Consider the following 13608-nt stretch of genomic DNA (forward strand, 5'->3'; position numbering starts at 1 on the left):
GGCCGGGGCGCAGGTCGCGCGGCACGTGCCGCGCGTCGATCGCCGAGATCACGGCCGCGGCATCGGCGAACCGCCGCGCCGGTGCCGGCTGGAGCAGCCGGTCGACCAGCCGGGCGACCCAGGCGGGCACGTCGGCGCGCACCTTGTCCAGCCGCGGCGGCGTGCGCAGCAACCGCTGGCTCAGCGACTCGGCCGGCGTGCCGCCGGAAAACGCCGGCTGCCCGGCAAGCATCTCGTAGAGGATCAGGCCCAGCGCGTACAGGTCGCTGCGGGCGTCCACGGGCGCCGCGCGGGCTTGCTCGGGCGACAGGTAGTCGGGCGTGCCGACGATGGTGCCGGACTGGGTCAGCCCGCTGGTTCCCAGCGAACGGGCCACGCCGAAGTCGCTGATCAGGGCCTTGCCCTGGCCATCGAGCAGGACGTTGGAAGGCTTGAGGTCGCGATGCACGATGCCGTTGGCGTGCGCCACCGCCAGGCCGCCGGCCAGTTGCCGGGTGATGGCGAGCGCCTCCTCCACGGGCAGCGGGCCCTCGCGGGCGAGCCGGCGGTCAAGGGATTCGCCGTCGACGAAGTCCATGCTGATGAACCAGCGGTCCTCGTGGCGCGCGAGGTCGTGGATGCGGACCACCTGCGGGCTCGATACCTGCCGGGCAAGCAGGATCTCCTGCCGGAAGCGTTCGAAGGCCTCCGGCCGCGAGGCCAGCTCGGGACGCAGCAGCTTCAGGGCGACCGGCACGCCCAGGTCCTGGTCGTGGGCCAGGTAGACGACGCCCATGCCGCCGATGCCGAGCAACTTGCGGATTTCGAAGCGGCCGCCGAGCACCGTGCCCGGCGTGAGTTCGGCGCCGGCGAACTGCCCGGTCAGGGTGGCGGCGTAACCGCTGCGGTCGGTGCCGGTCACCGGCCGTCCCCGCGGGGCGCCGGCGTGAGCCGCGGCCAGGCGGCGCGCGACGCATCGGCGAGCTGCAGCTCGCTTCGACGCGCGGCGAGCCAGAGGGCGGCGCGTTCCGCGAAGGCCGACAGCAGGGCGAGGTCCAGCGCGGTGATGGCGCGGCCGGGCTCGCGACTGTCGGCGTAAACCAGGCCCAGCACTTCGTCGCCCACCGCAAGCGGCAGGCACGCCAGCGCACGGATCCCGCCGGCCAGCACGGAAGCGCGGGCACCCAGGCAGGCATCCTGGCTGGCGTCGTTGAGCACCACGGCACGCCGTTCGCGCAGGGCCTGTTCCACGGCCCCGGCGCTGCCCGCGAAGGCCGGCGCGGCCAGGACCGAGGCATCCAGACCCTGCCAGGCGCGGACTTCCGGGCCCTCGGGGCCCATGACCAGCAGGAAGCCGCGTTCGCAGCCCGCCAGCTCGACCACGGCCGCCAGCGTGCCGCGCAGCAGGTCGGGTAGTGCGCGCGACTGTTCGAGCTTGCGCTGGTGCACGGCGGAGGCGTGCTGCCGGCTGCCCTGTTCCTGCCGGGCACGCGCGAGCGCCGCGTCGTCGAGCAGCCGGAATTCGCAGGTGACGTCACCGAACCGCAGCCACGCATGTTCCCCCAGCGGCTCGTCCGTGGGCAGCCCGCCGTTCGCGGTGCTGCCGTTCTTGCTGCCCAGGTCGCGCAGGCGCCACGAAGCCGCCACCGGCTCGAGGCGGGCATGCGCGCGCGATACCGACGGATGCCCGAGCACGATGTCGTTTTCGGGCGTGCGCCCGACCCGCGCCTGCTCCCCCGTGGCGAGGTAGAACTCGGCCGCGGCTTGCTCCGGCAGGTAAGCGGTCAGGCGTGCAGGCATGACCCATCTTAGCCCCCGCACACGCCAGCGGGGGCAGGGGCGGCGCGGTCGGCTCAGCGCGGCGTGCGGCGCCGCCCGCCCCTCATGGGCCGTAGTCGCGCAGGTAGCCGATGCTGAAGGCCAGGGTGTCGAGGCCCGACAGCAGTTCGCCTGCGATGTTGGCGAGGTCGCGCGTCGCCCGCCACTGTTCGGGGATGTGCAGGCCGGCGCGCGCCGACACGCGTGCGCGCAGCGCGTCCACGCCGGCCATCGCGTCCGCGAATTGACCGTCGGCGACGGCCACTTCCACCTCGTCGATCAGGGCGTGAAGCGGTTCCGCTTCGGTGGCGGCCAACAGGTCGGCCTGGGCGCGCAGGTAGTCGAGCTTCTCCGCCACCACCGCGTCGGTGGGGCGAAGGTCGAGCACGACCACGAACTGGGAGAAACCGCCGGTGGTGCCGCGGGTGCGCACGCTGCCGGGTTCGACGGCGGAGGTCACGTCCCGGAACGCGCCGCCCAACGGCGCCTTGAACAGGCGGAACCGGGAGCCGGCGGTGTAGGGCAGGGCATGGGTGTGCAGCTCGACGTGCACGCGGCGTTCGAACGCAAGGCCGCCCAGCGCGGGCGGTTCGACGGCCACCATGGCCGGCAGTTCGGCCGGCACCGTGACCAGCCCGGAAGGCAGGCGGGCGAGCAGCGCCGGCGAATTCACGGCAACCAGGTCCGCGGCGACGCCCAGCGAGGCCGGCGAAAGGCCCTGGGCATCGTCGAAATCGAGCTGGACTTCCGCCAGCGGCGCCGTCGGGTTGCCAACCACCACCGTGGCGGTGTCGCCAGCGGCGGTCACGGCCACCGGAAGGGACTGGGACTGGGCGACCGGGGCCGCCAGCAGCATGGCCAATGCGAAGGTGCGGGACAACGTGCTCATCGGGAACCCCCTGGAACCGCGCGTCCGATGCGCTGCAAGTAAGAAGGATGCGCCGGCCCGCGGTTTCCTGGCCCCGGGGCCTTTGGCTTTGACTCTAGCGCAGGGTAGGGAGGATTCAAGCCCCTGTCTGTAGGTGATTTCCCCCAGTTCCCCTGGGGGCTCTGCCGGATGGGACGGGCCCGCCGCCGGGCGGAGGCTCTGCGGACCTTCACTGCGTCCGCCTTGGACGCGCCCTTCCCGGAGAGTCGCCATGTCATCCCGCACGTCCCGCCGCTTCCGTGTCTCCGCGCTCGCCGTTGGCCTGCTGGCCAGTGGCGTCGCCCTGGCCGAGGCCCGCCTCGACCCGCAGCTGGTGGACCAGCTGTCCTCGGCCCTGCCCACCGACGAACTGCAGATCGTCGTCACCTACGGCCAGTCCGGCCCGGTCAGCGCCGAGCAGGTCCGCGCGCTGGAGGCCATCGGCATCGAGAAGGGCGTGACCATGCACACGCTCCCGATCGCCGGCGCGCTTGCCACCCCGGTCGAGATCGAGGCGCTGCGCCGTCGCGACGACGTGGTTTCGATCTACGCCAACGCACCGCTCCGCTTCTTCAACAAGGAGCAGCGCGAGATCTCGGGCGCGGCCCGCGTGGTCGAGCGCCCGGGCGATTTCGGCCGCGCGATTCCCTACAGCGGCCGCGGCGTGACGGTCGTCGTCAACGACTCCGGCATCGACGCCACCCACGAGGACCTGAAGTTCGGCGAGAACGTGGTCGAGAACGTGCTCGCGCCGCAGAACATCCTGGCCGAGCTGGCGGACATCGCCGCGCCCGGCTTCGTGCCGATGACCTACCTCGAGGGCCAGCCCAATACCGACCTGGGCTCCGGCCACGGCACCCATTGCGCCGGCACCATCGGCGGCACCGGCGAGCGTTCCAACGGCCTGTACCGCGGCGTCGCCCCCGGCGCCGACATGGTCGGCTACGGTTCCGGCGGCGTGCTGCTGATCCTCGACGCCGTGGGTGGCCTTGATTACGCCGCCACCCACCAGTTCACCTTCGATTCGCCGATCCGCGTGACCAGCAACTCCTGGGGCAGCTCGGGCAAGTTCGACCCGCTCAACCCGGTGAACGTGGCCACCTACGAGCTCTACAAGCGCGGCATCGTCAGCGTGTTCGCCGCCGGCAACGACGGCCCGGGCGAGGACACCCACAACCCGTATGCCCAGGCCCCGTGGGTGGTTTCCGTCGGTGCCGGCGAGAAGGACGGCGTGCTGACCTCGTTCTCCTCGCGCGGCAAGCGCGGCGAATCCGGCACCTTCACCATGCCCGACGGCCGCGAGTGGACCTACTTCAACGAACCGACGATCGTCGCCACCGGCGTGGACATCGTGTCCACCCGCGCGCTGACCGGTGCGCTGCCGCCGCTGGCGGCCGAGCAGGACGCGGCCAACCTCGCGCCCGAGCACCTGCCGTTCTATTCGCACATGAGCGGCACCTCGATGGCGACGCCGCACGTCGCCGGCATCGTCGCCCTGATGCTCGAGGCCAACCCGGGCCTGACGCCGGCGCAAGTGAAGGCCATCCTCGAGCAGACCGCGACCAACATGACCGGCCGGCTGGCCTGGGAGGCCGGCGCCGGCCACGTCAACGCCTATGCCGCCGTGGCCATGGCGCAGGGCCTGCGCGACGACTACGGCCGCACCGTCAACCTGCTGCGCGAGTTCAACGCGAATGCCCTGCTTTCCCCGGGCGGCGAGCCGGTGCCGTTCTCGGTGTTCTTCTCGCCGGTCGGCGAAGTCGAGAGCCAGAGCTTCGAAGTCGGCGAGGACGTGGCCTGGGTCGCCGCCCGCGCCCAGGTGGATGCCAACACCATCGCCGTGGTGCTGACCGACCCGGATGGCGTGCGTTACGGCTCGTCGATCACCCTGCCGGTGCTGGGCGACACGGCGGTGACCGGTGCGCCCGGCAAGCCCGGCACCTGGACGGTGACCGTGCGCGGCATCGGTTCGGTGTCCGGCGTGGCGCTGGATCCGGCCGGGGCGACCAATGGTTACGCCGCGCCGGGTACCGTCAACGGCGAGATCAGCTTCCTGCGCAGCGCCGGTTACACCGGCCTGGACGACATCGGCCGCCACCCGGCCCGGCAGGCGATCGAGTTCGCCGTCGCCAACCGCCTGGTGGACGGCTATTCGGACCGCAAGTTCCGTCCCGACCAGGCGATCAACCGCGCCGAGCTGGCCCAGTACCTGCTGATGGGCGCCAGCGTGCGGCAGTCGCTGCCGCTCGATGGGGGCCGCGCCGTCAGCGACGTCAGCGTCGACTCGCCGTTCTATGCCTACGCCGAGGCCGCGGTCGCCAAGGGTGCGCCGCTGCGTGACCGCGCCTGGAACCAGGACGGCGTGATGCGACTGGTGAACGGGGCTTTCAAGCCGAGCGCCGGCGTCAACCGCGCCGACCTCGCCTACGCCCTGGTGCAGGCGCAGGGCCTGCAGGACCAGGCCCGGGCCTTCAGCGGCGACGTGACCGCCTTCTACGACGGCCGCCGCGTCCCGGTGCTCGACGCCGCGGACATCCCGGCCGGCTTGCGCGGTTATGCCCAGCTGGCGCTGGACACCGGCGTGCTCAACGCCCGCTTCGCCATCGTGCAGGGCCCGTTCGACCTGCAGCCGCAGGTGGTGGCCTACTTCGATCCCGGCAAGCCGGTGACCCGGGCCGCCTATGCCGTGGCCGCCGGCCGCTACCAGGCGCAGTTCCAGGCCGCCGAGGACTGACGACCCCCTTCAGTCCCCGTGCCTGCACTGGGCGGCCCGCTCCGGCGGGCCGCCCTTCTTTCAGGGCTTGGGCGGATTGACCACCACGAGGTCGCCAAGGTCGTAACCCATCGAACGGGCGCGGGCCTTGAGCGACTCGAAGGTGGCGGCGTCCACGGTGGGTTCGCGGGTGAGGAACCACAGGTAGTCGCGGTCGGGTTCGCCGACGATGGCCCACTGGTAGTCGCGGTCCAGGGCGATCACCCAGTAGTCGGCCCAGACGAAGGGCAGGAAGGACAGCCAGGCCGGGGCGAAGCGCACTTCCAGCTCGGCGGCGCGTTCGCCGCTTCGGCGGGCGATGCCGTCCACCGACTGGCGGCTGCCGTCGGCCTTGCGGCAGGCGTTCACCACGCGGATGCGGCCGTCTTCGAGCGGCGTGTAGGTGGCGGTGATGTCGCCGGCGCACATGTTTTCGAAGCGGTTGGGCAGGCGGGCGATTTCGTGCCAGGTGCCGGCGTAGCGCTGCACGTCCAGCTCGGGCACGGCCTTGAGCGCCTGCGCCGAGGCGGCGGACGTGGCCAGCAGGCCGGCGATCAGGAAGAGGGTGCGGACCATGGCGTGCTCCTGGGGAAACCTGCCCCGAGGCTACGCCCGCGCCCGGCGTCGGGCCGTGAACGCGGCGCGATCAGTCGCCCGGCGTTGCCGGCGCGTTCATTTCCGCGGCCAGCTTTTCCTGGAAAGCGTCGAAGTCCAGGCCCTGCGCGGCGGCTTCCTGGTGCGCCGCGGCGCGCAGCGTGGCGGAGAACACCAGCGTGGCCTCGCGGCCTTCGGCACGGGCCAGCGCGGCGGCGCGCTTGAGGATGGCCAGCACGTGCGCGGCGCTGTGCGATTCGCCCACGATGCGGCCGTCCAGGCCCAGCACCCACTGGCCGTCCTTGAACACGATGCCGCCGAGCAGCTTGCCCTGCGCGTCGCGCAGCTGGGCGTGCGGTTCGCCGAGTTTGTCGGCCGGGATGGCCATGGGCTTTCCTTTCACCAGATGAGGTCGTCGGGCACCTTGAACTGCGCGTAGTACGCGTCGTCCTCGGAACTCGTGGGGGTGGTCTCGCTGGCCTGGCCGTGGTCGAGCACCACCAGGCTGGCGTCGCGCTCGCGCACCTTTTCGCCGGCGGCGCGCGGCAGCAGTTCGTAGCGGTCGCCGAAGCGCACGATGACCACGCTGCCGGCGGCCAGCTTCCGGCGCTGGTCGTCGTCCACCAGCACGGTGCGGATGGCGCCGTCGGCGGGGAAGCGGTACTCGCTCTCGCCGGTGCGCGGCAATTTCTTGTCCTGGATGATTTGCCGGGCCTGGGCGGCCAGTTCGCCGGCGCGGGCCCTGGCGCGGCGTTCGGCTTCCAGGGCGCGGTCGCGTTCCACCTTCTCCAGGCGCACGCGCTCGGCCTCGCGCTGGATCTCCGCCGCATCGGACGGCGCCTTGCCCAGCCGCGCCTTCTGCTGCTCGCGGGCGACTTCGGCCACCTTGGACTTCTTGGCCAGGCCTGCCTTGAGCAGCTGTTCCTGGAGGGGGTTGGGCTTGGCCATCGTGCTGTCTTGCCGGGGAATTCCGCGACATCATAGCCTCCGCCCGCCGCCCACGCCCTTTCCCCGCCGCCGATGACCGCCCTGAAGTACCTCGCCGGCTACCCCGAACCCCTGCAGGCGAAGGTGCGCGAAATGCTGGGGCAGGGCCGCCTGGGCCCGATGCTGGCGGAGAAATACCCGCAGGCGCACGCGGTGCGCAGCGACCGCCAGCTCTACGAGTACGTGCAGGAACTCAAGGACCGCCACCTGCGCCAGTCGGTGCCGCTGGCCCGGGTGGCCTACGACGGCAAGCTGCAGGTGATGAAACACGCACTGGGCACCCACACCGCCGTTTCCCGCGTCCAGGGCAGCCGGCTCAAGGCCAGCCGCGAGATCCGCATCGCCACCGTGTTCCGCGACGCGCCGGCCGAGTTCCTGAAGATGATCGTGGTGCACGAACTGGCGCACCTGAAGGAAGCCGAGCACAACAAGGCCTTCTACGCGCTGTGCACCCACATGGCCGCCGACTACCACCAGCTCGAATTCGACCTGCGACTGTGGCTGACGCAGCGGGAGCAGGGCGGGGCCTGAGCTTTCCGCGGCGCAAAAACAAAGGCCTGCGTTTGCACGCAGGCCTTTGTTTGGATGATGGTGGCCGAGGACGGAATCGAACCGCCGACACGGGGATTTTCAATCCCCTGCTCTACCAACTGAGCTACTCGGCCAGGAGTCTGGCGACGCGCGGGGCAGGGCCCGGGCGAGCGCGAGATCATAGCCGAGGCAGGCGGGCCGAGGCAAGCCGGGGGAGGCCGTAAATGCGTACTGAATGCCCCGCCGGCGGCGTATGGGCGCTTCACGCGGGCGGGAGTAGGGTTGGGTGCATGGCCCTGCACGGCCATCGCCCAAGGAGACCCGCCATGAACGCCCGCCTCGCCCTGACTTCGCTTGCCTTCGCCCTTTCGCTCGGCCTGGCCCTGCCGGCCCTGGCCGTGGAGCCGCCGACCGAACCCGCCACCCGCGCCGCCCCGGCCAGCAAGGCCGAGAAGCGCCTGGAACTGCTGCGCGCCAACGCCGGCGAATCCGTGGAACGCGTGCGCTTCCTGCGCCCGATGCACGGTTACGAAGTGGTCGGCCCGCTCGAACTGCTGGTCTGGGAGACCCCGTTCAAGGCCTGGCTGGTCACCGTGCGCGACTCCCCGGCCTGCAACCGCCTGGAACGCGAGTGGAAGCTGGGCTTCGACGTGCTCAACGACACGCTCAACACCGCCAACGGCTACGTGGTGGGCGACAACGGCCTGCGCTGCCGCATCGACGACCTGCGCGAGGTGGACGTCAAGGCCTGGCGCCAGGCCGAGCGCGACGCCGGCATCGCCGAGTAAGCGCCTCAGCCCGCCGGCGGCACGTAGCCGGCGGGCTTTTCGGCGCCATCGCCGAATAGGAATTTTTCCATCTCCGCCTCCAGGAAGGCCCGGTGCTTGGGGTCCATGGGCGACAGGCGGTTCTCGTTGATCAGCATGGTCTGGTGCGCCAGCCACTGCTGCCAGGCCTCGCGGCCGATGTTCTCGAACACGCGCTTGCCCAGCGGGCCGGGCCAGGGCACGAAGGCCAGGCCCTCGGCCTCGGCCTGGGTCTTGAGGCAGAACACGGTGCGGCTCATGGCAGGTTTCCCAGCAGTTTCTTGACGGGGGCCGGCAGGCCCAGTTCGTGCAGCCGCTCGCGCGGCTGCCAGCGCAGGTCGTTATTGTCGCCGGTTTCCGCGGCGGTGTCGGCCACGCGCCAGCGCAGCGGTTCGATGTGCAGGCGGTAGTGGCTGAAGACGTGTTCGATCAGCGGCAGCGCCTCGCCGGCGTCGAAGGCCGCGGGCGCGTGCCGCGACAGGAATTCGCGCGCCTCGTCGTGGCTTTCGGCCTCGGGCAGCGACCACAGGCCCGACCACACGCCCTTGGCCGGTCGCCGCGCCAGCAGGATGCGGTCGCCGGCGTCGTGCACCAGCAGCATCAGCGTGCGCCGTTCGGGCAGGGGCTTGCCGGGCTTGGCCTCGGGCAGTTGTTCCACGCGGCCCTCGCGGCGCGCCACGCAGTCGTCCTGCAGCGGGCAGAGCATGCAGGCCGGGTCGTGGCGCGTGCAGAGCGTGGCGCCGAAATCCATGATGGCCTGGGTGTAGTCGGCCAGCCGGGTATCGGGCAGGTGGTTCTCGGCCAGCGTCCACATCGCCTTTTCCACCGCCGAACCGCCGGGCCAGCCGTCGATGCCGTGGAAACGCGCCAGCGTGCGCTTCACGTTGCCGTCGAGGATGGGGAAACGCTGGCCGTGCGCCTGCGCCAGGATGGCGCCGGCGGTGCTGCGGCCGATGCCGGGCAGGGCGGCGAGTTTTTCGAAATCGGCGGGCAAATCGCCGCCGTGCTCGGCCACGCAAACCTGCGCGGCCTTGTGCAGGTTGCGGGCGCGGGCGTAGTAGCCCAGGCCGGCCCACAGCGCCAGCACGCGGTCGGTGTCGGCGGCGGCTAGGTCGGGCAGGGTGGGCAGCGCGTCCAGGAAACGCGCGTAGTAGGGAATCACCGTCTGCACCTGGGTCTGCTGCAGCATGATTTCCGACAGCCACACCCGGTAGGGCGTGCGCGGGTGCTGCCAGGGCAGGTCGTGGCGGCCGTCGCGGTCGAACCACTGCAGCAGGCGTTGCGCGAACTCGCTCATTCTTCGGTCGGGGTGTCTTCGGCGGGCTCGCCCAGCCGCACTTCTACGCCTTCCAGCGTGAAGCCCTCGACGACCAGCGAAGGCGTGGAAAGCGTGCCCTGCAGCGGCGGCAGCGGGTTGCCGCCGTCGTCTTCCAGCCAGGCGAGCAGTCCGGTGAGCGAGAAGCGCGAATCCAGCCGCGTTTCCTCGCGCGACACCACCAGGGTGAGCGGCGTGGAGAAGTCGGTGGCGCCGTCGTAGGCGAGCTCGTAATCGAGCGGCATCGGCGTCGAGGCGAAGGGCTCGGGCAGCGGCGGCCAGCCTTCCGGCCAATTCGCCAGCTGGCCCGCGAGCGCCAGCGCCAGCGTGTCGCCCAGCGCCAGGCGGCCCTTGCTGGTGAGCTCCGGCAGCGGCGATTCGCCCTTGAACTCCAGCGCGGCGATGTCGAGCACGCTGCTGGCGCCGGTGAGGTCCAGGCGGCCGTCGAGCGTGGCCGACCAGCGCGCGTCGAGCTCGCCGCTGCGCAGCTTGCCGCCACCCTCGAAGCGTAGCGGCGAAGCGAGCCCCGCGGTTTCCAGCGCCAGCGGGCCGGTGAAGAGCAGGGTGGTGTCGCCCTGCACGAACTCGCCGGCCACGTCGGCCTTGGCGGGCTTGCCGGGCGACAGCGCGGGCAGGTCCACCGACAGTGACTGCAGGCGCCAGCCGTCGCCCTGCACGGTGCCGGCCGTGAGTTGGAGACCGCGGGTGAGCGTGGGCACTTCGACGGGGCCGGTGTCGGGGCGCGTGGCCAGCCAGGCGTCGAGTGCGGCCAGGTCGAGCGCGGGCCGCGCCAGTTCGATGCGGGTGACCACCACCGGGCCTTCGCCCAGCACGGTGTCCCAGGGCAGGGAAACCTCGGCGCGCGCGGCGGTGAGCAGCGGCGCGGCGGCGCCGGGCTGGCGAACCACCAGGCCTTCCAGCAGCAGGCGCGGTTCGGGGCGCAGCGCGTATTCGGGCGTGCCGGTGAAGCTGATCTCCAGGCCCTGTGATTCACCTACGCTGGCCAGCACGGTGGCGGCCAGGCGTTGCGGTTCCAGCGCGCGGTTCACCCACCAGGCGCCCAGCAGCAGCGCCACGGCCAGCACCGCGAGATAGACCGGCCAGCGGCGCTTGCGCGGCGCCGTGACCATTCAGGCCCCGAGCGTGCCGGGCAGCAGCGCGTCGACGAAACCTTCCGGGTCGAACACGCGCAGGTCCTCGGGTTTTTCGCCCAGGCCGATGAAGCGGATCGGCAGGCCGAACTCGCGCGCCAGCGCGAACACCACGCCGCCCTTGGCGGTGCCGTCGAGCTTGGTCACCACCAGGCCGGTCACGCGCACGGCGGCGTGGAACTGGCGCAGCTGGTTGAGTGCGTTCTGGCCGGTGGTGCCGTCGATGACCAGCAGCACTTCGTGCGGCGCGCGTTCGTCGAGCTTGGCCAGCACGCGGCGGATCTTGCCCAGTTCGGCCATCAGGCCCTGCTGGGTGTGCAGGCGGCCGGCGGTGTCGGCGATCAGGATGTCCATGCCGCGGGCCTTGGCGGCCTGCAGGCCATCGAAGGCCACCGAGGCCGGGTCGGCGTCCTGGCCCTGGGCAATGACGGCCACGTGGTTGCGTTCGCCCCAGATCTTGAGCTGCTCCACCGCGGCGGCACGGAAGGTGTCGCCGGCGGCCAGCATCAGGCTGTGGCCGTCGAGCTGGAAACGCCGCGCCAGCTTGCCGATGGTGGTGGTCTTGCCGACGCCGTTCACGCCCACGGTGAGGATGACGAAGGGCTTGGCGGCCGGGTCGATTTCCAGCGGCTTGGCCACCGGGCGCAGCATGGCCAGCAGGTCGTTGCGCAGGGCGGTGAGCAGGGCCTGGGCGTCGGCGAAGTCGCGGGCCTTCATGCGCTTGCGCATGCGCTCGACGATCTCGGTGGTGGCGGTGACGCCCACGTCGGCGCCGATCAGGGCGGTTTCGATCTCGTCGAGCAGGTCCTCGTCGAGCTTGGGGTTGCGGGAGAAGAGCCCGCCCAGGCTGCGCGCGAACAGGCTGCCGCCCAGCACGCCCTTCATGGCCTCGCGGCCTTCGGCGCGCTCGGCTTCGGCGCGGGCGGCCTTTTCCTCCTGGTGCACGGTGAAGGCGCGGGCCAGGTCGTCGGGGCTGAAACCGGCGCGCGCGGGTGCCGCGGCGGGCTTGGCCGGCTCGGGTTTCTCGGGCTTTTTCTTCAGGAAATCGAACATCGCGCTGCTTTCGCGGACAATGGCCGGAATCTTACCACCCGGCTTCCTGCCCCTCCGATGAACCCGCGTCCCCCGGGCACCGTCCGAATCATCGCCGGCCAGCTGCGCGGCTCGAAGCTGCCCGTGCCCGACCGGCCGGGCCTGCGCCCCACCTCGGACCGGGTGCGCGAAACCCTGTTCAACTGGCTGCAGCCGAAGCTGGCCGGGGCGCGGGTGCTGGACCTGTTCGCGGGCACCGGCGCGCTGGGTTTCGAGTCCGCCTCGCGCGGGGCGGCGGCGGTGCGGCTGGTGGAACGCGACCCCGGCCTGGCCCAGGCCCTCCGCGACAGCGCCGCCCGGCTCAAGGCCGCCAGCGTGGCCGTGGACACCGCCGACGCGCTGGCCTGGCTGCGGCGCGCCCCCGACCAGGCCTTCGACCTGGTGTTCCTGGACCCGCCCTTCGAGGCCGGCCTGTGGGAGTCGGCGGCGGCGCTGCTGGGCCCGTGGCTGGCGCCGGGGGCGTGGATCTACGTCGAATCGCCGCAGAACGTGTCGCCTTCGCTGCCGCCGGGCTGGCTGCCGCACCGCGAGGGCCGCACCCGCGAGGTGCGATATGCGCTGTTGCGGTCGGAAGGGCGGCCGGCGCCGGATTCCGCTGCTACACTTCAGGCCGAATCCACCCCGCAGGGCGACTGATCGGCATGAGCCTGGCCCGAACCCGCGTCGCGGTTTATCCCGGCACGTTCGATCCCATCACCAACGGACACATCGACCTGGTCGCCCGGGCCTCGCCGCTGTTCGACAAGGTGATCGTGGGCATCGCCGAAAGCCCCGGCAAGGGCCCGGCCCTGCCGCTGGAGCAGCGGGTCGACCTGGCCCGCATCGCCCTGGCCGGCCACGCCAACGTCGAAGTCGTGGGCTTCCACTCGCTGCTGGCCCACTTCGTGCACGACATGGGCGCCGGCGTGCTGCTGCGCGGCCTGCGCGCGGTGTCGGACTTCGAATACGAATTCCAGATGGCCAGCATGAACCGCCACCTGATCCCGGACGTCGAAACGCTGTTCCTGACGCCCGCCGAACAACACAGTTTCATTTCTTCCAGCCTGGTGCGCGAGGTTGCGCGGCTCGGCGGCGACGTCTCCGGGTTCGTGCACCCGGCCGTCGCGCAGGCCCTGGCCGCCCGGTGGAAGCGTTCCTAAGCCCAACACACAAAAGAGGTACCGCCATGACCCGCGCTCTCGCTCCCGTCGCCCTGCTGCTCTCCGCCCTGCTGCTTTCCGCCTGCCAGAAGGCCGAGGAAGCCCCGTCCAACGAACCCGCCGCCCTGGTCGCGCCGGCCGGCACCGACGACATGGCCTGGAAGGAATACCTGGGCCAGGTGGTGGGCCAGAACCAGGCCGGCGTCACCGACCGCGTCTTCCCGTACTACCTGCCGATGAACGCCGCCACCCCGGCCGAAGGCGACCAGGACGGCAAGACCATGTACGACCGCCAGCTCGAGAACGTCGCCGCCGTCGTGCAGCGCACGGTGCTGCCGGGCAACATGCTGGCCTTCGGTTCGCCGGACAGCGCCAAGATGGCCGACCTGATCGTCACCGCCTTCACCGGCGCCGAGCCGACCGCCCTCAAGGGTTCGCAGGTGCTGTTCATCGGCAACGCCGCCGACAACGAGCGGGTGAAGGCCGCCGTCGAAGCCGCCGGCGCCAAGTACATCTTCGTCGAGGCCAAGTAAGCCT

16 protein-coding genes and 1 tRNA gene are annotated in these 13608 nt (G+C 71.5%); 6 read left to right on the top strand and 11 right to left on the bottom strand.

The window, feature by feature from the left end; all coding sequences use genetic code 11:
- From N790_RS04895 to N790_RS04905, 3 genes are all read right to left on the bottom strand, one after another.
- A partial coding sequence (locus tag N790_RS04895; RefSeq protein ID WP_156969939.1) for a serine/threonine-protein kinase occupies positions 1 to 901 on the bottom strand: 901 nt, incomplete at its 3' end.
- Complete coding sequence (locus N790_RS04900) at positions 898 to 1779, bottom strand: GAF domain-containing protein (RefSeq protein WP_052385696.1); 882 nt, start codon at positions 1777 to 1779, stop codon at positions 898 to 900. The genes N790_RS04895 and N790_RS04900, both read right to left, overlap by 4 nt.
- Before the next feature lie 82 nt (positions 1780 to 1861).
- Positions 1862 to 2686 (bottom strand): DUF6689 family protein, encoded by an 825-nt coding sequence (locus N790_RS04905; RefSeq protein WP_052385697.1) that lies wholly within the window; start codon positions 2684 to 2686, stop codon positions 1862 to 1864.
- A 250-nt stretch (positions 2687 to 2936) separates the two neighbouring features.
- On the opposite strand from N790_RS04905, the gene N790_RS04910 reads away from it, so the two are divergent.
- Positions 2937 to 5438 carry a S8 family serine peptidase gene (locus N790_RS04910; protein WP_043801531.1) on the top strand — a complete coding sequence of 834 codons (2502 nt, stop codon included), beginning with the start codon at positions 2937 to 2939 and terminating at the stop codon, positions 5436 to 5438.
- A gap of 60 nt (positions 5439 to 5498) precedes the next feature.
- On the opposite strand, the gene N790_RS04915 is transcribed toward N790_RS04910, so the two are convergent.
- From N790_RS04915 to N790_RS04925, 3 genes are all read right to left on the bottom strand, one after another.
- Positions 5499 to 6032 carry a lipocalin family protein gene (locus tag N790_RS04915; protein WP_043801533.1) on the bottom strand — a complete coding sequence of 178 codons (534 nt, stop codon included), beginning with the start codon at positions 6030 to 6032 and terminating at the stop codon, positions 5499 to 5501.
- Between the two features lie 70 nt (positions 6033 to 6102).
- The gene (locus N790_RS04920) at positions 6103 to 6438 is read right to left on the bottom strand and encodes a hypothetical protein (RefSeq protein WP_052385698.1); all 336 of its coding nucleotides are present in this window, start codon (positions 6436 to 6438) and stop codon (positions 6103 to 6105) included.
- 11 nt (positions 6439 to 6449) lie between these two features.
- A complete protein-coding gene (locus N790_RS04925; protein WP_043801536.1) occupies positions 6450 to 6998 on the bottom strand; it encodes a DUF2058 domain-containing protein in 549 nt (182 codons plus the stop codon).
- A gap of 72 nt (positions 6999 to 7070) precedes the next feature.
- On the opposite strand from N790_RS04925, the gene N790_RS04930 reads away from it, so the two are divergent.
- Positions 7071 to 7568 (top strand): YgjP-like metallopeptidase domain-containing protein, encoded by a 498-nt coding sequence (locus N790_RS04930; protein ID WP_043801539.1) that lies wholly within the window; start codon positions 7071 to 7073, stop codon positions 7566 to 7568.
- 58 nt (positions 7569 to 7626) lie between these two features.
- On the opposite strand, the gene N790_RS04935 is transcribed toward N790_RS04930, so the two are convergent.
- Positions 7627 to 7702: transfer RNA gene (locus N790_RS04935), tRNA-Phe, on the bottom strand.
- Between the two features lie 192 nt (positions 7703 to 7894).
- On the opposite strand from N790_RS04935, the gene N790_RS04940 reads away from it, so the two are divergent.
- Complete coding sequence (locus tag N790_RS04940; RefSeq protein ID WP_043801540.1) at positions 7895 to 8356, top strand: DUF6491 family protein; 462 nt, start codon at positions 7895 to 7897, stop codon at positions 8354 to 8356.
- Between the two features lie 5 nt (positions 8357 to 8361).
- On the opposite strand, the gene N790_RS04945 is transcribed toward N790_RS04940, so the two are convergent.
- From N790_RS04945 to ftsY, 4 genes are read right to left on the bottom strand one after another with little or no spacing between them, the layout of a single operon-like run.
- Complete coding sequence (locus N790_RS04945) at positions 8362 to 8634, bottom strand: oxidative damage protection protein (protein WP_043801543.1); 273 nt, start codon at positions 8632 to 8634, stop codon at positions 8362 to 8364.
- Positions 8631 to 9671 carry an A/G-specific adenine glycosylase gene (gene mutY, locus N790_RS04950; RefSeq protein ID WP_043801545.1) on the bottom strand — a complete coding sequence of 347 codons (1041 nt, stop codon included), beginning with the start codon at positions 9669 to 9671 and terminating at the stop codon, positions 8631 to 8633. The genes N790_RS04945 and mutY overlap by 4 nt, the downstream gene beginning before the upstream one ends.
- Entirely contained in the window at positions 9668 to 10819 is a 1152-nt protein-coding gene (locus N790_RS04955) for an AsmA family protein (RefSeq protein WP_043801548.1), read from the bottom strand. The genes mutY and N790_RS04955 overlap by 4 nt, the downstream gene beginning before the upstream one ends.
- Positions 10820 to 11893, bottom strand: a complete 1074-nt coding sequence (ftsY, locus tag N790_RS04960) for a signal recognition particle-docking protein FtsY (RefSeq protein WP_156969940.1) — start codon at positions 11891 to 11893, stop codon at positions 10820 to 10822.
- Positions 11894 to 11950: 57 nt separating this feature from the next.
- Here ftsY and rsmD point away from each other — a divergent pair, with 57 nt between their 5' ends.
- The 3 genes from rsmD to N790_RS04975 are packed head-to-tail and all read left to right on the top strand — an operon-like array spanning position 11951 to position 13604.
- Entirely contained in the window at positions 11951 to 12568 is a 618-nt protein-coding gene (rsmD, locus tag N790_RS04965) for a 16S rRNA (guanine(966)-N(2))-methyltransferase RsmD (protein WP_043801549.1), read from the top strand.
- A 5-nt stretch (positions 12569 to 12573) separates the two neighbouring features.
- The gene (gene coaD, locus N790_RS04970; protein WP_043801552.1) at positions 12574 to 13071 is read left to right on the top strand and encodes a pantetheine-phosphate adenylyltransferase; all 498 of its coding nucleotides are present in this window, start codon (positions 12574 to 12576) and stop codon (positions 13069 to 13071) included.
- Positions 13072 to 13097: 26 nt separating this feature from the next.
- On the top strand, positions 13098 to 13604 hold the full coding sequence (locus N790_RS04975) for a hypothetical protein (RefSeq protein WP_043801554.1): 507 nt from the start codon (positions 13098 to 13100) through the stop codon (positions 13602 to 13604).
- The last annotated feature ends 4 nt before the right edge of the window (positions 13605 to 13608 follow it).

This window comes from Arenimonas malthae CC-JY-1 (assembly GCF_000747075.1).
Classification (GTDB): domain Bacteria; phylum Pseudomonadota; class Gammaproteobacteria; order Xanthomonadales; family Xanthomonadaceae; genus Arenimonas; species Arenimonas malthae.